Source organism: Streptomyces sp. ERV7 (genome assembly GCF_001653515.1).
Taxonomy (GTDB): Bacteria; Actinomycetota; Actinomycetes; order Streptomycetales; family Streptomycetaceae; genus Streptomyces.
The window spans coordinates 220,338-242,188 of record NZ_LYOY01000029.1; the positions used below are offsets into that span (position 1 = coordinate 220,338).

Genomic DNA, 21,851 nt, shown 5'->3' on the forward strand with positions numbered 1-21,851 from the left:
CCCGGATGAGTGTTGCTGTTGCCGTTCAGCCGTTCTTAGGACCGCCGAGCTGGATCCCGGCCATCCGGCTCCACTCGTACCGTCCGGTCTTCACCTTGGCCGCGAACTCGCCGTCGAAGTCCTCGTGGACGGTGATCCCGGCCTTCTCGACCGCGCTCAGCGCGACGGCGTGGCTGGGGGCCACCAGGTCGCCCCAGCCGCCGTCCTCGCCGACCAGCACGATCCGCGCGCCGCGCCGGCCGAGGTACGCCACCTGGCCCTCGGCGCCGCCGTGCTCCTTGGCGAAGTGGCCGATCTGCTTGGCGAGGCGCGCCGCCCGCCGCTGGGCCTTGGCGGCCTGCTTCTCGTCAACCTGGGTTTCTGCCATGTCCAGGATGCTACTCGCGAGTAGATCCAGATGCGACGGGAGGGCCCAGTGGCTTGTACCACTGGGCCCTCCCGTCACAAGAGCGGCTGACTAGCGCAGGAACGGGTCCACCGCGACCGCCACGAACAGCAGCGACACATAGGTGATCGACCAGTGGAACAGGCGCATTTCCTTCAGCTTCGCGCCCGTCACGCCCGACTTGGCGCGGTTCTGGAGCCCGTGCGCCTCCCAGAGCCACCAGCCGCCGGAGACGAGCGCCACCGCCGTGTAGAACCAGCCGGTGTAGCCGAGCGGGGTCAGCAGCAGCGAGACGGCGACCATCACCCAGCTGTAGGCGACGATCTGGCGCGCCACGACCCGGTTGGAGGCGATGACCGGCAGCATCGGGACGCCCACGCGCGCGTAGTCGTCCTTCACCTTCATCGACAGCGGCCAGTAGTGCGGCGGCGTCCAGAAGAAGATGACCAGGAAGAGGATGACGGCGGCCCACGACATCGAGTTCGTGACGGCCGACCAGCCGATGAGGACCGGCATACAGCCCGCGATGCCGCCCCAGACGATGTTCTGCGCGGTACGGCGCTTGAGGATCATCGTGTAGACGACCACGTAGAAGAGCAGCGCACCGAGGGACAGCGCGGCGGACAGCCAGTTGACGAGCAGTCCGAACCACAGCGTCGAGACGACCGCGAGAGTGATGCCGAAGGCCAGGCACTCGCGCGGCGAGACCATCCCGGTCACCAGCGGCCGCTGCGAGGTGCGGTCCATCAGGGCGTCGATGTCGCGGTCGATGTACATGTTCAGCGCGTTGGCGCCGCCTGCGGAGAGATAGCCGCCGATGGTGGTGGTGAGCACCAGCCAGAGTGACGGCACGCCCTGCTCGGCCAGGAACATCACCGGAATGGTGGTGATGAGGAGCAGTTCGATGATCCGCGGCTTGGTCAGTGCCACGAACGCCTTGACGCGGGCCCCGAACGGCCGATGGGCCCCCGGGCTGGGAGTCAAGACGACCCCTGCGGGTCGGGACTCGACGGCCGTCACGCACACCCCTGACAGAGAATTCCCAGCAAGTCCCGGGGCAATCGGTCGGATGGGCCCGGACGTTCCGGGCAGGAGAGCCCGGCGAAGACTTGCGCGTACCACGCCACTGTAGACGTTGCCCATACGCCGCCCTTCGCGGGGGTGGGCTCGTGTTGGGGCCGGGTCGCGAAGACTACGCCGTGAGGCGGAAGTGACCGCTCTTGGGCACTCTGGAGGTGTGTGTCCCAACCGGTGGGCAGTCGAAAAAATGAGCGTTCCGGCGGGGGTAGGCTCGACAGCGCCCGGTGCGCCCACAGTCACCGGGAACGAACATGTGGAGAGGAGCCCTGACTCAGGGTGAGCACCAAGCCGACCACCACAGACCTTGAGTGGACCGAACTGGACCAGCGGGCCGTAGACACCGGCCGCGTTCTGGCCGCGGATGCTGTACAGAAGGTCGGCAACGGCCATCCTGGTACGGCGATGAGCCTGTCCCCGGCCGCGTACACCCTCTTCCAGAAGGTGATGCGCCACGACCCGGCGGACGCCGACTGGACCGGGCGCGACCGCTTCGTCCTTTCCGCGGGCCACTCGTCCCTCACGCTCTACATCCAGCTCTACCTGGCCGGGTACGGCCTGGAGCTGGACGATCTGAAGGCCTTCCGCACCTGGGGCTCCAAGACCCCGGGCCACCCGGAGTACGGCCACACCACCGGCGTGGAGACCACCACCGGCCCGCTGGGCCAGGGTGTCGCCAACGCCGTGGGCATGGCGATGGCCGCCCGCTACGAGCGCGGTCTGTTCGACCCGGAGGCGGCCCCCGGCACCTCCCCGTTCGACCACTTCGTCTACGCGATCGCCGGCGACGGCTGCCTCCAGGAGGGCATCTCCGCCGAGGCGTCCTCGATGGCCGGTCACCAGAAGCTGGGCAACCTGGTCCTGCTCTGGGACGACAACCACATCTCCATCGAGGGCGACACCGAGACCGCCGTGTCCGAGGACACGCTGAAGCGGTACGAGGCGTACGGCTGGCACGTCCAGCGCGTGGCCCCGCAGGAGAACGGCGACCTCGACCCGCAGGCGCTGTTCGAGGCGCTGGAGGCCGCCAAGGCCGAGACCGGGCGCCCGTCCTTCATCGCGATGCGCTCGATCATCGCCTGGCCCGCCCCGCACGCGCAGAACACCGAGGCCGCGCACGGCTCGGCGCTCGGCGACGACGAGGTGGCGGCCACCAAGCGCGTCATGGGCTTCGACCCGGAGAAGACCTTCGAGGTCGCCGACGAGGTCATCGCGCACACCCGCGGCGCCCTGGACCGCGGCCGTGAGGCCCGGGGTGAGTGGGAGAAGTCGTTCGCCGCGTGGCGTACCGCCAACCCGCGGCGCGCCGCCGAGTTCGACCGCGTCAACGCGGGCGAGCTGCCCGAGGGCTGGGAGGAGAAGCTCCCGGTCTTCGAGTCCGGCAAGGGCGTCGCCACCCGCGCCGCCTCCGGCAAGGTCCTGCAGGCGCTGGGCTCGGTCATCCCCGAGCTGTGGGGCGGCTCCGCCGACCTCGCGGGCTCGAACAACACGACGATCGACAAGACCTCGTCGTTCCTGCCCGAGGGCAACCCACTGCCGGAGGCCGACCCGTACGGCCGCACGATCCACTACGGCATCCGCGAGCACTCGATGGCCGCCGAGATGAACGGCATCGCGCTGCACGGCAACACCCGTATCTACGGCGGCACCTTCCTGGTGTTCTCCGACTACATGCGCAACGCGGTGCGCCTGTCGGCCCTGATGCACCTGCCGGTGACGTACGTGTGGACGCACGACTCCATCGGTCTGGGCGAGGACGGCCCGACCCACCAGCCGGTCGAGCACCTGGCCTCGCTGCGCGCGATCCCGGGTCTGAACGTGGTCCGCCCGGCGGACGCCAACGAGACCGCGATCGTCTGGCGCGAGATCCTCAAGCGGTACACCAAGGTGTTCGGCAAGGGCGCCCCGCACGGCCTGGTGCTGACCCGTCAGGGCGTGCCGACGTACGAGCCCAACGAGGACGCGGCCAAGGGCGGTTACGTGCTCTTCGACGCCACGGGCCCCTCGGGCGAGACCGCTGAGGCGCAGGTCGTCCTCATCGGCACCGGTTCCGAGGTCCAGCTCGCCGTCGGGGCGCGCGAGGAGCTCCAGGCGGCCGGTGTGCCGACCCGGGTCGTCTCGATGCCGTCCGTCGAGTGGTTCGAGGAGCAGGACCAGGCGTACAAGGACAGCGTCCTGCCGCCGTCGGTCAAGGCGCGGGTCGCGGTCGAGGCCGGTATCGGCCTGACCTGGCACCGGTACGTGGGCGACGCGGGCCGCATCGTCTCGCTGGAGCACTTCGGTGCCTCCGCCGACGGCAAGGTGCTCTTCCGCGAGTTCGGCTTCACCGCCGAGAACGTGGCCGCAGCCGCCCGGGAATCTCTCGCCGCCGCCGCGCGCTGACGCCGGTATACGAACTAGTAGGAGATGCATTTCTCATGACAGACGCACTCAAGCGCCTCTCCGACGAAGGCGTCGCGATCTGGCTCGACGACCTGTCGCGCAAGCGGATCACCTCGGGCAACCTCGCCGAGCTGATCGACCAGCAGCACGTCGTGGGCGTCACGACCAACCCGTCGATCTTCCAGAAGGCGATCTCCTCGGGTGACGGCTACGAGCAGCAGCTCGCCGACCTCGCCGCTCGCAAGGTCACCGTCGAAGAGGCCATCCGCATGATCACGACGGCGGACGTGAGGGACGCCGCCGACATCCTGCGCCCGGTCTTCGACGCGACCGAGGGCCAGGACGGCCGGGTCTCCATCGAGGTCGACCCGCGCCTGGCGCACCACACCAAGGCGACGGTCGCCGAGGCCAAGCAGCTCGCCTGGCTGGTGGACCGGCCGAACACGCTCATCAAGATCCCGGCGACCAAGGCGGGCCTGCCCGCGATCACCGAGGTCATCGGCAAGGGCATCAGCGTCAACGTCACGCTGATCTTCTCCCTCGCCCGCTACCGCGAGGTCATGGACGCCTACCTGGCCGGCCTGGAGAAGGCCAAGGAGCGCGGCCTGGATCTTGCGAAGATCCACTCCGTGGCGTCCTTCTTCGTGTCCCGCGTGGACACCGAGATCGACAAGCGGATCGACGCGCTGGGCACGGACGAGGCCAAGGCCGCCCGCGGCAAGGCCGGTCTGGCCAACGCCCGTCTCGCGTACGAGGCGTACGAGGAGGTCTTCTCCTCGGACCGCTGGACCGCGCTGGACAAGGCGCACGCCAACAAGCAGCGCCCGCTGTGGGCCTCGACCGGCGTGAAGGACAAGGCGTACAAGGACACCCTGTACGTCGACGACCTGGTCGCCCCCAACACGGTGAACACCATGCCGGAGGCCACCCTGGAGGCGGCCGCCGACCACGGGCAGATCACCGGCGACACCGTCTCGGGCACCTACGAGCAGGCCCGCGCCGAGCTCGACGCCGTCGAGAAGCTGGGGATCTCGTACGACGAGGTCGTGCAGCTCCTGGAGGACGAGGGCGTCGAGAAGTTCGAGGCGGCCTGGAACGACCTGCTCAAGTCGACCGAGGCGGAGCTGGCGCGCCTCGCACCCTCGGAGGCGTAGAACTTGTCAAGCAGCAATCCGCTGCGTGACGCCGCAGACCGACGGCTCCCGCGTATCGCGGGGCCGTCGGGCCTGGTGATCTTTGGCGTCACGGGCGATTTGTCCCGTAAAAAGCTGATGCCCGCTGTCTATGACCTCGCCAACCGCGGTCTGCTTCCGCCGGGCTTCTCACTGATCGGCTTCGCCCGCCGCGAGTGGCAGGACGAGGACTTCGCGCAGGAGGTGCACGACGCCGTCAAGGCGCACGCGCGGACCCCCTTCCGCGAGGAGGTCTGGCAGCAGCTCATCCAGGGCATGCGCTTCGTCCAGGGCGACTTCGACGACGACAACGCCTTCGAGCAGCTGAAGTCGACCATCGCCGAGCTCGACAAGGCGCAGGGCACCGGCGGAAACTTCGCCTTCTACCTCTCGGTGCCGCCGAAGTTCTTCCCCCAGGTCGTCCAGCAGCTCAAGAAGCACGGGCTCGCCGACCAGAAGGACGGCTCCTGGCGCCGCGCGGTCATCGAGAAGCCCTTCGGCCACGACCTGATCTCCGCCCAGGAGCTCAACCAGGTCGTCCACGAGGTCTTCCCGCCGGACGAGGTCTTCCGGATCGACCACTACCTCGGCAAGGAGACCGTCCAGAACATCCTGGCGCTCCGCTTCGCCAACACCATGTTCGAGCCGCTCTGGAACCGGTCGTACGTCGACCACGTCCAGATCACCATGGCCGAGGACATCGGCATCGGCGGCCGGGCCGGGTACTACGACGGCATCGGCGCGGCCCGTGACGTCATCCAGAACCACCTCCTCCAGCTGCTCGCGCTGACCGCGATGGAGGAGCCCGCCTCCTTCGACGCGGATGCGCTCGCGGCCGAGAAGACCAAGGTCCTGGGCGCCGTACGGCTGCCGAAGGACCTGGGCGCCAACGCGGTGCGCGGCCAGTACGCGGCCGGGTGGCAGGGCGGCGAGAAGGCCGTCGGCTACCTCCAGGAGGACGGGATCGACCCCAAGTCGAAGACCGACACCTACGCCGCCGTGAAGCTGGAGATCGACAACCGCCGCTGGGCGGGCGTCCCCTTCTATCTGCGCACCGGCAAGCGCCTGGGCCGCCGGGTCACCGAGATCGCGGTGGTCTTCCAGCGCGCCCCGCACTCCCCGTTCGACCACACGGCGACCGAGGAGCTGGGGCAGAACGCGCTGGTCATCCGGGTCCAGCCGGACGAGGGCGTGACCGTGCGGTTCGGCTCCAAGGTGCCGGGCACCTCCATGGAGGTCCGGGACGTGTCGATGGACTTCGCCTACGGCGAGTCCTTCACCGAGTCCAGCCCCGAGGCGTACGAGCGGCTCATCCTCGACGTCCTGCTCGGCGACTCCAACCTCTTCCCCCGCTTGGAGGAGGTCGAGCTGTCCTGGCGGATCCTCGACCCGATCGAGCAGTACTGGGACGCCCACGGCAAGCCCGCGCAGTACGCGTCGGGCACCTGGGGCCCGGTCGAGGCGGACGAAATGCTCGCACGAGACGGACGGAGCTGGCGCCGGCCATGAAGATCGACCTTACGGACACCACGGCCAGCAAGATCAACAAGGCGCTCGTCCAGGGCCGCCGCGCCGTCGGCACCCCCGCCGTCGGCATGGTCCTGACCCTGGTCATCGTCACCGACGAGGAGAACGCGTACGACGCGCTCCGCGCCGCGAGCGACGCCTCGCGCGAGCACCCCTCGCGCACCCTGGTGGTCATCAAGCGGGTCTCGCGCTCGCCGCGCGACCGCACCCAGTCGCGCCTGGACGCCGAGGTGCGGGTCGGCGCGGACGCGGGCACCGGTGAGACGGTCGTCCTGCGGCTGTACGGCGAGGTGGTCAACCACGCCCAGTCGGTGGTGCTGCCGCTGCTGCTGCCGGACGCTCCGGTCGTCGTCTGGTGGCCGGTGAACTCGCCGATCGACCCGGCCAACGACCCGCTGGGCGCCCTCGCCCAGCGCCGGGTCACCGACACCTACGCCGCCGAGCAGCCCATAGAGGAGCTGACCGGCCGCGCCGACACCTACACCCCGGGCGACACCGACCTGTCGTGGACCCGCATCACGCCCTGGCGCTCGATGCTGGCCGCGGCGCTCGACCAGGTGTCGTGCAAGGTGACCTCGGTCGAGGTGGAGGGCGAGGAGTTCAACCCGAGCTGCGAGCTGCTCGCCATGTGGCTCGCGGACCGGCTGGACGTGCCGGTGAAGCGCTCGCAGTCCTCGGGCCCCGGCCTGACCGCCGTACGGATGGAGACGGACTGCGGTCCGATCGTCCTGGACCGCGCCGACGGCTCGCTGGCCACGCTCTCGATCCAGGGCCAGCCGGACCGCGCGGTGGCGCTCAAGCGGCGCGAGACGGCCGAGCTGATCGCCGAGGAGCTGCGGCGCCTCGACCCGGACGACACCTACGCCTCCGCGCTGCGGTACGGCGTGGACCGGCTCGGCGAGCCGGCCCAGGAGAAGGCCCCGGCCGCCTCCGCGACCGCCGGCGCCGCGTCCAAGGGCGCGGACAGCGCCGACGGCTCGGACGCTTCGGATGTTTCGGGCGCTTCGGACGCCAAGCCCGCCGCGAAGAAGGCTCCGGCCAAGAAGGCGGCGGCCAAGTGAGTACCCCTCAGCTCGTCGTCCACCGCGACAAGGAGCTGATGGCGCAGGCCGCGGCGGCCCGGCTGATCACGAAGATCGTGGACTCCCAGGCCGCACGCGGCTCGGCGTCCGTGGTCCTCACCGGCGGCCGCAACGGCAACGGGCTGCTCGCCGCCCTCGCCTCCTCCCCGGCCCGGGACGCGATCGACTGGTCGCGGCTCGACCTGTGGTGGGGTGACGAGCGGTTCCTGCCCGAGGGCGACCCGGAGCGCAATGTCACCCAGGCCAGGGCGGCGCTGCTCGACGCGGTGCCGGTCGACCCGAAGCGGGTGCACGCGATGCCCGCCTCGGACGGCCCGCACGGCAAGGACGTCGACGCCGCCGCGGCCGCCTACGCCGAGGAGCTGGCCGCCGCGGCCGGCCCCGAGGACCACGGTGACGTGCCGACGTTCGACGTGCTGATGCTGGGGGTCGGCCCCGACACCCATGTGGCCTCGCTCTTCCCGGAGCTGCCCGCGGTGCGCGAGACCGAGCGGACGGTGGTCGGGGTGCACGGCGCGCCCAAGCCGCCGCCGGTGCGGGTCTCGATGACACTGCCCGCGATCCGGGCGGCCCGTGAGGTATGGCTGCTCGCGGCGGGCGAGGACAAGGCGCAGGCCGCGGCCATCGCCCTGTCCGGCGCGGGCGAGGTGCAGGCGCCGGCCGCCGGTGCCTACGGCCGTGGCCGCACGCTGTGGCTGCTCGACTCGGCGGCCGCGTCCCGGCTGCCGCGCGCGCTGTATCCGCCGGCGTCGCCCTGACATCGGCGCCGCCGACGCGGACGGGCCCGGTCCACCTCCTGGTGGACCGGGCCCGCTGTTTCTCTCCCGCGGCGGTGGCGGGCGTCAGAGGATGATCTGCTCGCCGCCGGACGCCTCCAGGCGCGCGATGGCGGTACGGACCGCCGCCACGAAGGTGTCGTAGACGGCGGTGGTGCTGGTCGCGCGGCCCGCGATGGTGTTCACGGCGAACATGGACTTGCGCAGCTCGGTCGTGATCTCCAGCTGGACGCCCTTGGCGAGCAGCGTCCGGTTGCAGATGTTGGTCGGCTCGACGCCCGCCAGGTCCGGCTCGGTGGAGCCGTCGATGGTCTGGAACCCGGCGGCGCGCAGCGCGTCGTGCAGATACGTCTTGAAGGTGTTGTTGAGACCGCCGACGACCACGGCCTCGGGGCGCGAGACGGGCGCCCCGGCCTGCGCGGCGGTGCAGCCGTGCAGGCTGACCACGTTGAGGTTGGCGGCAGCCACGGACAGGGCCACCTTGTCGTCGCAGTTCCTCGAAGTGACGTGCAGCTCGCTGTTGTTGCTGCTGCGGATCGCCTCGAACATCCAGTAGTCGTACGCCGGGCCGCCCTTGGCCGCGAGCGTGGCCGGGTCGTATCCGGCGATGCCGAGGCAGAGCTCGGAGGTGCCGCCCTCGATGCCGCCGCCGTGCAGCGCGAGGATCGCGGTACGGCCGTACGCGACGGCCGTCTTCTGGTCGCTGTCGACCTGCTCGTGCCGCTTGTAGCGTCTGGCGAAGTCGGTGCCCTCCTTGCCGGCGAGCTTGGTGTAGAGGTCGGTGTTGGACGAGTAGAGGTCGTTGGCGCTCGTGGCGTGCGCGGCACCGGCGCCGAGCCCGCCCAGCAGGGGACCTGCGACGGTGGCGGTGGCCAGGGCGGTGAGAACCGTGCGACGGCTGGTTGTGGTCATGGCCGTAATGATCCCCATGCCGTACGGGTGTGCTGCGCCGGGGTCGAGTTCCGGCCGGATCAGCGCACTTCGGCCGCCCCGCCGGGCCCCGGCTCCCGTATCAGGAACGGCTCCAGGAGTCCCGGGACCGCCTCCGCCGCGAAGGCCAGGCCCTCGGCCCCGGCGGCGTCGCGGACCGAGTACGCACCGGCTCCGGCGGCTGTCGTGGCGGTCAGGGTGAGGAGCCCCGCGCGGCGCTGGAAGACGGACTGCTTCACCGTCCAGCCGATGACTCCCCCGCGCTGAAGGGCCACCGTGGCCCGGCGGACCGTGCCGGAGCGGGCCACCAGATAGGCCCCGTCGACGCCGTGCCCCAGGTTCCGGTAGGCGTCGAGGGCGAGGGCCACCGCGAGCGGCACCCCCACCGCCGCGCACCCCGCCGCCACAGCGAGCAGGACGGGGGTCAGCAGCGCCCCGAGCAGGGCCAGGACCGCCACCGGGACGAGGACGGCGAGCAGCGCCCACCGCAGCCGCCGGGCCCGGGCCGCACGGGGGTGCGCGGTCAGGGCCGCGTCGGTCGGGGCGGCCGGCTCGCGCAGCACCCGGGCGGCGACCTCGGCGGCGACCGCCCGGGGCGCGGGCGGCAGCAGGGTCTTGTGGTCGGCGTGCTCGTCGTCCTCGCTCCTGGCCAGCCCCGTGGCGATCGCGTCGAGCCGGGCGGCGCCGCAGAGCCGGACGCCCAGCGGCTCGACCAGCTCGACGCCGCGCAGCCTGCGCTCCTCGATGGAGATCGAGCGGGAGGTGAGCAGCCCCCGGCGCACCCGCAGGGTGCCGCCCGGCTCCCGCTCCAGGCGGTAGTTCCACCACATCTCGACCCAAAGGCCGAGCGCGCCGCCCACGCCCACGACCAGCGCCAGGGCGACCAGGGTGAGGACGATCCAGCCGAGCGGGGTGTCCTGGAAGCGGTCCCCGGCCCAGTGCACCACCTCGCTCTGGACGCCGAACCAGTCGCTGATCTGCATCAGTGAGCCGAACGCGGCCCCGGCGAGTGCCGGGGCCACGAACGACACCGGGGCGTACCGGATCCAGCCGCGGTCGAGCGCCGCCAGCTCGCCCGTGCGGTGGGCGCCCTCGGGCCCGGCCGCCTCGCGGGCGAGCAGCACCCGGCGCAGCCGTTCGCCCTCGGCGCGGGAGACCGGGTCGAGTTCGAGCGTGGACTCGCCGCCGCTGTGCTCGCCGGTGCCGATCCTGACCTTGACCAGGCCGAGGATCCGCAGCAGCGGGTTGGCGGTGAGGTCGACGCTGCGGATCCGCTCGCGGGCCAGCGAGCGGCGCTTCACCAGGAGCAGTCCGGTGTGCAGTTCGGCCCGCTCGGGTCCGATCCGGTACCGGGTGCGGCGCCAGCCCACGTATCCGGCGAGGGCGCCGCCGCCGAGCGGGAGCACGAGCCAGCCGAAGAGCACGGCGAACACCCAGGCGCCCGACACCCTGCCCAGCATGGCGAGCGCCGTGGGCAGTCCGGCACCCACGGCGAGTCCGGCGCCGAGCGCGGTGGAGACGAGCACCCGCCGCCGGTCGAGCCGCAGCCAGGCGTCGGCGGGTGCCTCGGGAGCGGGGGCTCCGGGAGCGGGAGGCCCGGCCGGGACGGAGGCGTCGGCGGGGGCGCCCGGGTGGTCGCCGCTCATGTGGCGTCCCCCGGGGTCGCCCCCGTGATCCTGGTCAGCCGCTCGGCCAGTTCGGCCGCCACCTCGTGGTGCAGGCCCTCGATCTTGAGGGCGCCCTTGGCGGAGGCGGTGGTGACGGTGACCGTGGCCAGCGCGAACGACCGCTCCAGCGGGCCGCGCACGGTGTCCACGGTCTGGATCCGGGACATCGGCGCGATCCGCGACTCCTGCCAGAAGTAGCCGGTCCGTACGTACACCGCGTCGTCGGTGACCTCCCAGCGGTGCACCCGGAACCACCACGGGGGCAGCAGGGCGGCGCAGAGCGCCCCCGGCACGGCGAGCCCGGCCGCCGCCGCGAGCAGCCACGGCCGGGCGGGGGCGATGAGCACGCCGAGGACGGCGAGGACCACCACCGGCGCCGCGGTCAGCGCCAGCACCTGAGCGCGCCACCAGCCGACGACCGCCGGGTCCAGCTCGTTCTTCGGCGGTCTCAGCACCGCCCCCTCCCCCGTCATGGCCTCAACGGCCCCGCAGCGCCCGGTACTTGGCGACCAGGGCCCTGCTCGACTCGTCGAGCCCCGGCACGTCCGCCCCGTCGGTCAGCGCGGGCTCGACCCGCTTGGCCAGCACCTTCCCCAGCTCCACGCCCCACTGGTCGAAGGAGTCGATGTTCCAGATCGCGCCCTGGACGAACACCTTGTGCTCGTAGAGCGCGATCAGCTGGCCGAGGACGGACGGCGTCAGCTCACGTGCCAGAACGGTGGTGGTGGGGTGGTTGCCGCGGAACGTCTTGTGCGGCACCAGCTCCTCGGCCACGCCCTCCGCCCGTACCTCCTCGGGCGTCTTGCCGAAGGCCAGGGCCTGCGTCTGGGCGAAGAAGTTGGCCATCAGCAGGTCGTGCTGAGCGACCAGGCCGGGCTGGAGGTCGGCGACCGGCTCGGCGAAGCCGATGAAGTCGGCCGGGATGACCTTGGTGCCCTGGTGGATCAACTGGTAGTAGGCGTGCTGGCCGTTGGTGCCCGGGGTGCCCCAGACGACCGGGCCGGTCTGCCAGTCGACCGGGTTGCCGTCACGGTCCACGGACTTGCCGTTGGACTCCATGTCGAGCTGCTGGAGATAGGCGGTGAACTTCGACAGATAGTGGCTGTAGGGCAGCACGGCGTGCGACTGGGCGTCGAAGAACGCCCCGTACCAGACGCCGAGCAGACCGAGCAGGAGCGGCGCGTTGGCCTCGGCGGGGGCGGTACGGAAGTGCTCGTCGACGAGGTGGAAGCCGTCCAGCATCTCGCGGAAGCGGTCCGGGCCGATGGCGATCATCAGCGAGAGGCCGATCGCGGAGTCGAACGAGTAGCGCCCGCCGACCCAGTCCCAGAACTCGAACATGTTGGCCGTGTCGATGCCGAAGTCCGCGACCTTGTCGGCGTTGGTGGACAGGGCCACGAAGTGCTTGGCGACCGCGTCCTGACCGGCACTCAGTCCGGTGAGCAGCCAGTCGCGCGCGGAGGTGGCGTTGGTGATCGTCTCGATGGTGGTGAAGGTCTTGGACGCGATGACGAACAGCGTCTCGGCCGGGTCCAGGTCGCGGACCGCCTCGTGGAGGTCGGCGCCGTCGACGTTGGAGACGAAACGGACCGTCAGGCCCCGGTCGGTGAAGGAGCGCAGCGCCTCGTAAGCCATCGCCGGACCGAGGTCGGATCCGCCGATGCCGATGTTGACGACGTTCCTGATCCGCCGGCCGGTGTGCCCGGTCCACTCGCCGGAGCGGACGCGCTCGGAGAACGCCGCCATCTTGTCCAGAACGGCGTGCACGCCCGGCACCACGTTCTCACCGTCGACCTCGACGACCGCGCCGCGCGGTGCGCGCAGCGCGGTGTGCAGCACCGCGCGGTCCTCGGTCGTGTTGATCTTCTCGCCGCGGAACATGGCGTCCCGCAGGCCCGCCACGTCGGCGGCCGAGGCCAGCTCGCGCAGCAGTCCCAGGGTGTCGTCGGTGACGAGGTGCTTCGAGTAGTCGAGATGCAGATCGCCGACCGTCAGGGTGTATCCGGTGCCGCGGCCGGGGTCGGCGGCGAACAGCTCACGCAGATGGGTGTCGCCCAACTGCTCGCGGTGCTTGCCCAGTGCGGTCCACTCGGGCATCTGGTTGAGCCTGGTACGGCCTTCTGCGTTCATCTCTGACATCAGCCCACTTCCTCGTACTCGCGTACGTACCTGCCCCGCTGCGCCTCCAACCTAGTTGATCAGGACGTAAGGGCAGGAATCAGAGCGGCCACGGCGGCCAGGAACAATCCGGACGCCACCAGGGCGGGTGTGTTGAGCCCCCAGGAGGAGGCCGCCGCACCGCCCGCCAGCGCGCCCAGCGGCGTCCCCGCCACGGCGAGCGTGCGGAAGGCCGCGCTGGTGCGTCCCAGCATGGCCTGCGGGGTGCGCTCCTGCATCAGGGTCACCTGGTTGACGTTCCACACCATCCCCATCAGCCCGAACACCGCCATGGCCGCGATCGACACCCACAGTTCCCGGACGGACCCCATCGCCGCCAGGCACACCGTCTGGACCGCGCCCGCCAGGAGCACGCTTCCCATCCGGCCCAGCCGGAGGGCCAGCCGGTGGGTGAGCAGGCCGCCCACGACGCTGCCCGCCCCGTACGCGGTGATCGCCGCCGCGTAACCGCCGTGGCCCGCGTGGAGCCAGCCGGTGATGTGCAGGACCAGGGTGGCGATGAGCGCGCCCACGCCGATGTTGCAGAGCGTCGTGGCCACACAGAGCGCGCGCAGACTCCGCTCGCCCCACAGCGCGCGCAGCCCCTCGGCCGTCTCGCCGCGCAGGGTGGAGCCGGGCTTGCGGGCGGGCCGCTCGGGGCCCGCCGTGCGCAGCGAGGCCACCAGCGCCGCCGCCAGGGCGAAGCTCACCGCATCCGCCACGTACGGCACGCTGTCGCCCGCCGTCAGGAGCAGTGGCACCAGCGGCGCGGCGAGGAAGCCGCCGGCTATCTGCTGGCCGGTCATCAGCCGGGCGTTGGCCCGGCCGAGCGCGGGCTGGGGCACCAGCGCGGGCAGCAGGGCCGTCGCCGCGTTGTCGAAGAGCGTCTGGAGCGTGGTGAGCGCGAAGGCGAGCGCGATGAGCAGGGCTATGGAGGCGTGCCCCAGGGCCACGGCGGCGGCGAAGGCGGCCATGAGCGCGCCGCGCACCAGGTCGACCGCCCACATCGCCCGGCGCTGGTCCACCCGGTCGGCAATGGCGCCGCCGAGCAGCCCGAAGAGCAGCCACGGCAGGAAGCCGCACGCCGTGACGAGCGCGACCAGCATCGGGTCACCGGTCAGCGAGGCCGCGAGCAGCGGCAGCGCGGCAGCCCGCAGCGAGTCCCCGAACCGGGACACCACCGCGGCCGTCCACAGCCGCCCGAACCCCCCGCGCCACCCGGGCACCTCGGCCACCGCCCCGGCGGCGCTCTCCAGCGTTGCCACAACTCCCCCATGTGATCGACTGATTCACACGGTAGGGGGAGCCACTGACAACGGCCCGGCGACGGTGGACGGCGCCGAAACCGAAGGGCCCGGCAGACGAACCGAGTTCGTCTGCCGGGCCCTTCGCTGTCAGATCTCGCCGCGGAGCTTGGCGAGCGCCTCCGCGAGGATCGCCTCGCCGTCCGCGTCGCTGCGCCGCTCCCGCACATAGGCGAGGTGGGTCTTGTACGGTTCCGTGCGCGGCGGGTCCGGCGGGTTGTCCCGGTCCTGACCGGCCGGGAAACCGCAGCGCGGGCAGTCCCACGTCTCCGGAACCTGTGCGTCACTGGCGAAGCTCGGCTGCGTCTCGTGCCCGTTCGAGCACCAGAAGGAGATGCGGAGACGCGGCGCGGACTCGCCGCGCTCGGCCTCACCCATCGGCCCCGCTCCGACCCGGCTTCCCCGGATCGCGTTGCCACTTGCCACGGTCGTAACTCCCTGCGTGATGGTGCTCGAAGATGCCCCAGTCTACGTAAGGCCCAACGCGCGTCCAGTGATTGTAGTTACACCCACCCCTGAACGCGGAGACGACAGATCAGCTGTCCAGCTTCATCAGCAGACCAAGTACGACAATGCTCGCGAACCACAGCAGACCGATCACGACGGTGATGCGGTCGAGGTTGCGCTCGGCGACCGAGGAACCGCCGACGGACGACTGCATTCCGCCACCGAACATGTCGGAGAGGCCGCCGCCCTTTCCCTTGTGCATCAGCACCAGCAGCATCAGCAGCAGGCTGAAGACGATCAGGGCAATCGAGAACCCGACAATCACGGCTGGACCAACTTCCTAGGACTGATATGGCGACGGGGGCCGGGGGGACGTATTCCATAATCCCGAGCCCGACCCCCGCAAGGGTACGACGGATCCGCGCTACCGCATACTCACTGGTCGCGGAAGCGGACGATCTTGACGAACTCGTCGGCGTCCAGTGCCGCACCGCCCACCAGGGCGCCGTCGACGTCCGGCTGCGCCATGATCGCGGCCACGTTCGAGGCCTTGACCGAGCCGCCGTACTGGATGCGGACCTTGTCGGCCAGCTCCTGCGAGTAGAGCTCCGCGAGGCGGCCGCGGATCGCTCCGCACACCTCCTGGGCGTCCTCGGGGGTGGCGACCTCGCCGGTGCCGATGGCCCACACCGGCTCGTACGCGATCACGACCGACTCGGCCTGCTCGGCCGGGACGTCCTTGAGGCCGCCGTCCAGCTGGGCCAGCGTGTAGGAGACCTGGTCACCGGCCTTGCGGACGTCCAGGCCCTCGCCGACGCAGAGGATCGGGGTCAGACCGTGCTTGAACGCGGCCTTCACCTTGGCGTTGCAGAGCTCGTCGCTCTCGTTGTGGTACTGACGGCGCTCGGAGTGGCCGACGGCCACGTACGTGCACTTCAGCTTGGAGAGCATCGGGCCCGAGATCTCGCCGGTGTAGGCACCGGAGTCCTGCGCCGAGATGTCCTGGGCGCCGTACTTGATCTTGAGCTTGTCGCCGTCGACCAGGGTCTGCACCGAGCGCAGGTCCACGAAGGGCGGCAGGACCGCGACCTCGACTGCGTCGTAGTCCTTGTCGGCCAGGGCGAAGGCGAGCTTCTGGACGTGCGCGATGGCCTCAAGGTGGTTGAGGTTCATCTTCCAGTTGCCGGCCATCAGCGGGGTACGCGTGGTCACGGTGTTCAGTCCTCCAGTGCGGCAAGGCCGGGAAGCGTCTTGCCCTCAAGGTATTCGAGGCTCGCGCCGCCGCCGGTCGAGATGTGACCGAAGGCGTTCTCGTCGAAGCCGAGCGTGCGTACGGCGGCGGCCGAGTCGCCGCCGCCCACGACGGTGAAGCCGTCGCAGTTGAGGAGCGCCCGCGCGATCGCCCGGGTGCCGTCAGCGTAGTCGGGGTGCTCGAAGACACCGACCGGGCCGTTCCAGAACACCGTCTCGGCGTCGGCGATCTTCTCCGCGTACAGCTCACGGGTCTTCGGACCGATGTCCAGACCCTCCTTGTCGGCGGGGATCTTGTCCGCGTCGACGGTGACGAAGTCGGCCGGGGCCTTGGTCTTCAGGTCCGGGAAGTCGCCCGAGGCCAGGATGTCGACCGGCAGGACCAGCTCGACACCGCTCTTCTCGGCGCGCTCCATGTACTCCGTGACGACCGGGATCTGGTCCTCCTGGAGCAGCGAGATGCCGACCTCGTGGCCCTGGGCCTTGAGGAAGGTGTACGCCATGCCGCCGCCGATGAGGATGCGGTCGGCCTTGCCGAGCAGCTGGTCGATGACGGCGAGCTTGTCGGAGACCTTGGCGCCGCCGAGCACCACCACGTACGGGCGCTTGACGTCGGCGGTGAGCTTCTTCAGGACGCCCACCTCGGTGGCGATGAGGAAGCCGGCCGCGTGCGGGAGGCGCGCGGGCAGGTCGAAGACCGAGGCGTGCTTGCGGTGCACCGCGCCGAAGCCGTCGCCCACGTAGACGTCGGCGAGCTCGGCGAGCTCGGCGGCGAAGGCGCCGCGCTCGGCGTCGTCCTTGCTCGTCTCACCGGCGTTGAAGCGCAGGTTCTCCAGGACGGCGACCTGGCCGTCGGCCAGCGCCGCGACGGTCTCCTTGGCGGAGGCGCCGACGGTGTCGGTGGCGAACGCGACGTCCGCGCCCAGCAGTTCACCGAGCCGCGCGGCCGCCGGGGCGAGCGAGAAGGCCGGGTCCGGGGCGCCCTTGGGGCGGCCCAGGTGCGAGGCGACGACCACGCGCGCGCCGGCCTCGGCGAGCTTGGCGATCGTCGGCTGGACGGCGCGGATGCGGCCGTCGTCGGTGATGGCGGTGCCGTCGAGCGGCACGTTGAGGTCGGCGCGGACGAATACCCGCTTGCCGGAGACGCCCTCGGCGAGAAGTTCGTCGATCGTCTTCATGTGTTTCTGCGACTCCTTGGAGAAGGACGAGGCAAGCGACAGGGCTCGTGCGGCGCATCGTTGCGCTGCCCGAGCCCTGTGCTCACATCGAGATGCCTGCCCTGAGACTTATCAGACCTAGAGCTGGCCGCCGACGAAGACGGTGAGGTCGACGAGGCGGTTCGAGTAGCCCCACTCATTGTCGTACCAGCCGAGGATCTTCACCGACTTGCCCTCCTGGACCATGGTCAGGGAGGAGTCGAAGGTGCAGGAGGCCGGGTCGCTGACGATGTCGGAGGACACGATCGGGTCCTCGGTGTACGCCAGGATGCCCTGGAGCTCGCCCTCGGCGGCCTTCTTGAACGCGGCGTTGACCTCGTCCTTGGTCACCTCGCGCTCCAGCTCCACGACGAGGTCGGTGGCCGAGCCCGTCGGGACCGGGACGCGCATCGCGATGCCGTCGAGCTTGCCCTTGAGCTTGGGCAGCACCAGCGCGGTGGCCTTGGCGGCACCGGTGGTGGTGGGGATGATGTTCTCGGCGGCGGCGCGGGCGCGGCGCAGGTCCGAGTGCGGGAAGTCCAGGATGCGCTGGTCGTTCGTGTACGCGTGGACCGTCGTCATCAGACCCTTGACGATGCCGAAGTTCTCGTCGAGGACCTTGGCCATCGGCGCCACACAGTTGGTGGTGCAGGAGGCGTTGGAGATGACGTGGTGGTTGGCCGCGTCGTACTTGTCCTGGTTGACGCCCATCACGATGGTGATGTCCTCGTCCTTGGCCGGAGCCGAGATCAGGACCTTCTTGGCGCCACCGGCGATGTGCTTCTCGGCGTCGGCCTTCTTGGTGAAGATGCCGGTCGACTCGATGACGATGTCGACGCCCAGCTGACCCCAGGGGATGTCGGCCGGGTTGCGCTCGGAGAGCACCTTGATGGTGTGGCCGTCGACGCTGATGGTGTCGGCGGTGTGCGTGACCTCGGCCTTGAGACGACCCAGAATCGTGTCGTACTTCAGAAGGTGAGCAGTGGTCGCGGTGTCACCCAGGTCGTTGACAGCCACGATCTCGATGTCAGCACCCTGCTCCAGCAGCGCGCGGAAGTAGTTGCGCCCGATGCGGCCAAAGCCGTTGATGCCTACGCGGATCGTCACGAACCGATCTCCTCGTTAGGTACGCCGGTTTTCGACGCCGGCGAGTTGTATGGGATGTCCCCGACCGCTTATGACCCTACCTCTCCCGGAGCCGTGGAGTGACATCGAGCGCACTCCCATGAGCGGCCGGAACAGCCCGGACATGGCCGACGGCCCATACCTACCAACGGGTAAGGGCCGCCGGAGGGACCTTGGTCCCGACTACGGAGCGTGATGTCGAGGCAGGGGGGGCGCCCCCGGCGCTCAGCGCGGGGGCACCCCGCTCCGGATCAGTCCCGGAGCGCTCGGAGCGCCTTGCCGATCACGTTCTTGCGGTCGGCGGCCGACGGCACGTGCTCCAGGCCGAAGCCGAGCAGCACGGTGTCGTGGGTGGTGACGGCCGCCTGGGAGTGGAAGAGCGCCTGGGAGCGGGCCCAGTCGCCGGCGTTGCCGGGGCTGCCGGCGGGCGGTCCCGGCACGCTCCACGGGCCGAGCGCCGTCTCGAAGCCCTCCGCGCCCTGTGCGGTGCCGCCGATGACCAGCTTGGTGTCGTCGACGAAGGCGCCCACCCCTCCGGAGCCGGGGTCCGACACATAGGAGACGGAGAGCTCGACCTGCTTGCCCGCGTACGGGCTGAGGTCGACCGAGACCGGCTGCCAGCCGTTGGAGGAGCCGGTGAAGCGGTTCCACGCGCCCGAGGTGCCGGACGCCGTGCAGGCGCCGGAGCCGACGGTCAGATAGTGCGCGAGGAACGGGTGGCCCTGGACGTAGTAGCCCTGCTCGCACTGGGCGGGCACCGCCTGGCTGGTGCCGCCGTTGGTGTCCGGCAGGGTCGTCCAGTCGTCCTGCCCGACCGTGTGCGCCTCGACGATCACGTTGTCGAAGCCGGGCTCGGTGTCATAGCTGAGCTGGAACTGCAGGCTCGGCTGCTGGGACGCCGTCGTACCGCTCAGGTCGGCGGTCCTGGACAGCCGCATATAGGCGCCGTCCTGGTGCTTGGCCGCCGCGAACCAGTCGCCGACAGCCGGCTCGAACGGGGTGCGGATGCCCGGGTAGCTGCCCGCGGCCGCGCTCTTGAACTGCGGGAACTGGTCGGGCTTGAGGGTGTCCGAGGTGATCGTGTACGCCCCGGCCAGGTCCAGCGGGTTGTCGCTCGCGTTGCCGAGCGACGCCTTGGCGCCCGCCAGGCCGCCGGTGCCCTCGAAGCCGGGCGGGGACTTCAGGCCGACGCGGTTGTAGGCGCCGAGGTAGTACTGGGCGAAGTCGTCGGAGTCGGCGCCGCCGAGGTCGACCGTGCCGCCCGCCTTCTCACCGGCGTTGACGAGCTCGCCGCCCTCGTTGAGGAAGTCGCGCACGGCCCGGGTGACGGCGGCGGTGGGCCGCTCGGCGCCCGTGTACCAGACGGCCGTCCTGAAGTGGCTGAGCACGCCGAGCGCGCTCGGGGCGCCCTGGGTGGCCACGTCCCAGACCGCGGACTTCCGGCCGTTGTCGGCGAGCGCCCTGGTGTACGCGGCGGCATGCTGGGCGGGCGCGGTGCCGCCCTCCTCCGCGATCACCAGGGTGTCGCCCTTGGGCCGGTCGGCCACGGTGTAGGTGAAGGGCGTGCTGGAGGTCGCCTTGCCGGCCCGGGTGCGGCCGGTGAACCAGACCTCCACCTTGGAGCCGGCCTCCGCGCCCTCGACGGTGGCCCGGTACTGGTCGAAGTGGATGTTGTCCTCGCCGCCGTAGACGTCACCGCCCTTCCAGGCCCTGAGGTCCTCGGTGTGCGTACGGCCGCCGTCGACGCGGTAGTTGAGCGTCTTGTCGCGTACCGACTTGCGGACGGTGACGGCGACCTCCTGGTCCCCGCCGCGCGCGTACGAGGTGGTGAAGGCGTCCGGGGTGAAGTCGGGGGCCTCGATGCCGACCGGGGAGACCGGCTGGTCGGCGTGGCGCGCGGTGTCGGCGACGGCCAGCGCGAACGGGATGTTCTTGGCGAACTCCTGCTGGATCAGCTTCTCGTCGTCGGGGAAGTTGAAGACCGACTGGCAGTCGCCGGGCTTCCACTGGTCATTGGGGTCGATCCGGGAGGCGGTCTGGCAGGTCGACATCTCCGGGGTGAACATATGGATCCCGTTGACGTTGCCCGCGTGGCCGTCGGCCTCGCCGTTGGTCGTGTACAGCTCGGAGGAGAGCTGGGGGTGGTAGCCGGGGATCGCGGAGTTCTCCGGCGTGCCGGCCAGCGACTTGTAGAGGACGTCGTCCGGGGTCGGGGTGGCGACCTGCCAGCCCACGCCGTACAGCAGCAGTTCGGCCGCGGAGTGGTAGTTGATGGCGTAGGTGAAGCCGAGCCGCTTCTCGAAGGCGTCCAGTGCGCGGGTCTCCGGTTCGGAGCCGGCGGAGGGGCCGCGGTAGGTCTCGTCGGCCGGGTCGGGGGACGAACCCTCGTTGTCGTAGCCCCACTTGTACGGGAAGTTGCGGTTGGGGTCGACGCCGTCGCCCGGGGCGGTCTTCCCGTCGCCGTTGTTGTCGCGCAGGTTCTTGCGCCACAGCCGCTGCTGGGTGCCGGTGAAGGTGTAGTCGTACCCGTCGGGGTTGGCGGAGAGCACGAACCACAGCTCGGTGGAGTCCACGATCTTGGTGATCCGCGGGTCCTTGCCGTAGTTGTCGAGGTAGTGGTGCATCAGCCGCCGGGTCATCTCCGGGGTGATCCACTCACGCGCGTGCTGGTTCGACATGTACAGCACGGAGGGCTTGGAGCCGTCCTTGGCCCTGTTCGCGCCCTTGGTGAGCTTGAGGGCGAGGATGTCCTGGCCCTTGACGGTCTTGCCGATGGACTCGACCTTGGTGAGGTCCGGGTGGGCGAGCTGGGTGTCGACGATCTCCTTCTGCAGGCCGCCCGACCCGCTGTAGGGGCGGAAGACGCCGTCTCCCTGGGCCTTGAGGCGCTTCTCGGTCGCCGTCGAGAGCGTGTGCTCGGCGAGCTCGACGCCCTGCTTCTTCAGCGTGCCGGCCTGCTTCTTCGTGAGATAGAGCTCGACCTTGGCGGTCCCCGAGGCGGGTACCCGCGCGGTCAGTTCCTGGCTGTCGGCGCCCTGTGCCAGCAGCAGCGGCAGCTGCGCCTTGGTGACGTCGGCGTACCAGACGGACAGTCCTTCGCCCTGGCCGCCCGGACTGGCGTGGGCGGCTGGTACCGCCGCCAGACCGGCCGTGAGCAGTGAAGCCGCGGCGAGGATCGCTCTCGCTCTGCGTCTCATTGGCCCCCCTTGCTGTTGTGTGCCACGAAAGTGGACAGACGCCAGGCTCATGACACTTCATGATCATGTCAATACCGTGCGAGGGTGCTGAAACCGGAACCGGCGCCCACCAAGTGGGCGCCGGTCACGGCTGGTTGAAGCCCAGGGTCTGACAGCGGTACGAGAAGGGCACCGAC

18 protein-coding genes are annotated in these 21,851 nt (G+C 70.5%); 5 read left to right on the forward strand and 13 right to left on the reverse strand.

Annotated elements, in window-relative coordinates; translation table 11 throughout:
• Window positions 1–25: 25 nt before the first annotated feature.
• Both A8W25_RS07325 and A8W25_RS07330 read right to left on the reverse strand, forming a co-directional pair.
• Window positions 26–367 carry a hypothetical protein gene (locus tag A8W25_RS07325; RefSeq protein ID WP_067157788.1) on the reverse strand — a complete coding sequence of 114 codons (342 nt, stop codon included), beginning with the start codon at window positions 365–367 and terminating at the stop codon, window positions 26–28.
• Window positions 368–457: 90 nt separating this feature from the next.
• A complete protein-coding gene (locus A8W25_RS07330) occupies window positions 458–1,411 on the reverse strand; it encodes a heme o synthase (RefSeq protein ID WP_079125879.1) in 954 nt (317 codons plus the stop codon).
• A gap of 330 nt (window positions 1,412–1,741) precedes the next feature.
• Here A8W25_RS07330 and tkt point away from each other — a divergent pair, with 330 nt between their 5' ends.
• Genes tkt through pgl form a run of 5 tightly spaced genes read left to right on the forward strand, consistent with a single transcriptional unit; the run spans window position 1,742 to window position 8,383 of the window.
• Window positions 1,742–3,844: a transketolase gene (tkt, locus tag A8W25_RS07335; RefSeq protein ID WP_067157794.1), complete on the forward strand. Its 2,103-nt coding sequence runs from the start codon at window positions 1,742–1,744 to the stop codon at window positions 3,842–3,844.
• Window positions 3,845–3,879: 35 nt separating this feature from the next.
• A complete protein-coding gene (gene tal / locus A8W25_RS07340) occupies window positions 3,880–4,998 on the forward strand; it encodes a transaldolase (protein WP_067157797.1) in 1,119 nt (372 codons plus the stop codon).
• Window positions 4,999–5,001: 3 nt separating this feature from the next.
• Window positions 5,002–6,525 (forward strand): glucose-6-phosphate dehydrogenase, encoded by a 1,524-nt coding sequence (gene zwf / locus A8W25_RS07345; protein ID WP_067157799.1) that lies wholly within the window; start codon window positions 5,002–5,004, stop codon window positions 6,523–6,525.
• On the forward strand, window positions 6,522–7,604 hold the full coding sequence (opcA, locus tag A8W25_RS07350; RefSeq protein WP_067157800.1) for a glucose-6-phosphate dehydrogenase assembly protein OpcA: 1,083 nt from the start codon (window positions 6,522–6,524) through the stop codon (window positions 7,602–7,604). The genes zwf and opcA overlap by 4 nt, the downstream gene beginning before the upstream one ends.
• Window positions 7,601–8,383 (forward strand): 6-phosphogluconolactonase, encoded by a 783-nt coding sequence (gene pgl, locus A8W25_RS07355; RefSeq protein WP_067157803.1) that lies wholly within the window; start codon window positions 7,601–7,603, stop codon window positions 8,381–8,383. Before opcA ends, pgl begins: the two co-directional genes overlap by 4 nt.
• Before the next feature lie 84 nt (window positions 8,384–8,467).
• Here the strand turns inward: pgl and A8W25_RS07360 are convergent, their stop codons facing one another.
• The 11 genes from A8W25_RS07360 to A8W25_RS07410 form a co-directional block, all read right to left on the reverse strand.
• Entirely contained in the window at window positions 8,468–9,313 is an 846-nt protein-coding gene (locus tag A8W25_RS07360; RefSeq protein ID WP_067157806.1) for a poly-gamma-glutamate hydrolase family protein, read from the reverse strand.
• Window positions 9,314–9,372: 59 nt separating this feature from the next.
• The gene (locus A8W25_RS07365) at window positions 9,373–10,977 is read right to left on the reverse strand and encodes a PH domain-containing protein (RefSeq protein WP_079125880.1); all 1,605 of its coding nucleotides are present in this window, start codon (window positions 10,975–10,977) and stop codon (window positions 9,373–9,375) included.
• The gene (locus tag A8W25_RS07370) at window positions 10,974–11,471 is read right to left on the reverse strand and encodes a PH domain-containing protein (RefSeq protein ID WP_067157808.1); all 498 of its coding nucleotides are present in this window, start codon (window positions 11,469–11,471) and stop codon (window positions 10,974–10,976) included. Before A8W25_RS07370 ends, A8W25_RS07365 begins: the two co-directional genes overlap by 4 nt.
• 4 nt (window positions 11,472–11,475) lie before the next feature.
• Window positions 11,476–13,128: a glucose-6-phosphate isomerase gene (gene pgi / locus A8W25_RS07375; protein ID WP_067157810.1), complete on the reverse strand. Its 1,653-nt coding sequence runs from the start codon at window positions 13,126–13,128 to the stop codon at window positions 11,476–11,478.
• Window positions 13,129–13,196: 68 nt separating this feature from the next.
• Window positions 13,197–14,420: an MFS transporter gene (locus A8W25_RS07380; protein ID WP_067157812.1), complete on the reverse strand. Its 1,224-nt coding sequence runs from the start codon at window positions 14,418–14,420 to the stop codon at window positions 13,197–13,199.
• A gap of 129 nt (window positions 14,421–14,549) precedes the next feature.
• Window positions 14,550–14,885 (reverse strand): RNA polymerase-binding protein RbpA, encoded by a 336-nt coding sequence (locus A8W25_RS07385; protein ID WP_003976875.1) that lies wholly within the window; start codon window positions 14,883–14,885, stop codon window positions 14,550–14,552.
• Between the two features lie 109 nt (window positions 14,886–14,994).
• The gene (secG, locus tag A8W25_RS07390) at window positions 14,995–15,231 is read right to left on the reverse strand and encodes a preprotein translocase subunit SecG (RefSeq protein WP_067157814.1); all 237 of its coding nucleotides are present in this window, start codon (window positions 15,229–15,231) and stop codon (window positions 14,995–14,997) included.
• A gap of 110 nt (window positions 15,232–15,341) precedes the next feature.
• Window positions 15,342–16,118, reverse strand: a complete 777-nt coding sequence (gene tpiA / locus A8W25_RS07395; protein ID WP_067157816.1) for a triose-phosphate isomerase — start codon at window positions 16,116–16,118, stop codon at window positions 15,342–15,344.
• Between the two features lie 5 nt (window positions 16,119–16,123).
• Entirely contained in the window at window positions 16,124–17,335 is a 1,212-nt protein-coding gene (locus A8W25_RS07400) for a phosphoglycerate kinase (protein ID WP_067157819.1), read from the reverse strand.
• A gap of 117 nt (window positions 17,336–17,452) precedes the next feature.
• A complete protein-coding gene (gene gap / locus A8W25_RS07405) occupies window positions 17,453–18,460 on the reverse strand; it encodes a type I glyceraldehyde-3-phosphate dehydrogenase (RefSeq protein ID WP_067157822.1) in 1,008 nt (335 codons plus the stop codon).
• Window positions 18,461–18,729: 269 nt separating this feature from the next.
• Window positions 18,730–21,675: a M14 family metallopeptidase gene (locus A8W25_RS07410; RefSeq protein WP_067157824.1), complete on the reverse strand. Its 2,946-nt coding sequence runs from the start codon at window positions 21,673–21,675 to the stop codon at window positions 18,730–18,732.
• Window positions 21,676–21,851: the final 176 nt, after the last annotated feature.

What these genes read in the sequence shown, in the direction of transcription:
- A8W25_RS07360 (WP_067157806.1), bottom strand. Translation starts at nt 9,313, where the DNA reads ATGACCACAACCAGCCGTCGCACGGTTCTCACCGCCCTGGCCACCGCC.
- A8W25_RS07365 (WP_079125880.1), bottom strand. Translation starts at nt 10,977, where the DNA reads ATGAGCGGCGACCACCCGGGCGCCCCCGCCGACGCCTCCGTCCCGGCC.
- tal (WP_067157797.1), top strand. Translation starts at nt 3,880, where the DNA reads ATGACAGACGCACTCAAGCGCCTCTCCGACGAAGGCGTCGCGATCTGG.
- A8W25_RS07400 (WP_067157819.1), bottom strand. Translation starts at nt 17,335, where the DNA reads ATGAAGACGATCGACGAACTTCTCGCCGAGGGCGTCTCCGGCAAGCGG.
- A8W25_RS07325 (WP_067157788.1), bottom strand. Translation starts at nt 367, where the DNA reads ATGGCAGAAACCCAGGTTGACGAGAAGCAGGCCGCCAAGGCCCAGCGG.
- pgi (WP_067157810.1), bottom strand. Translation starts at nt 13,128, where the DNA reads ATGAACGCAGAAGGCCGTACCAGGCTCAACCAGATGCCCGAGTGGACC.
- opcA (WP_067157800.1), top strand. Translation starts at nt 6,522, where the DNA reads ATGAAGATCGACCTTACGGACACCACGGCCAGCAAGATCAACAAGGCG.
- A8W25_RS07410 (WP_067157824.1), bottom strand. Translation starts at nt 21,675, where the DNA reads ATGAGACGCAGAGCGAGAGCGATCCTCGCCGCGGCTTCACTGCTCACG.
- A8W25_RS07370 (WP_067157808.1), bottom strand. Translation starts at nt 11,471, where the DNA reads ATGACGGGGGAGGGGGCGGTGCTGAGACCGCCGAAGAACGAGCTGGAC.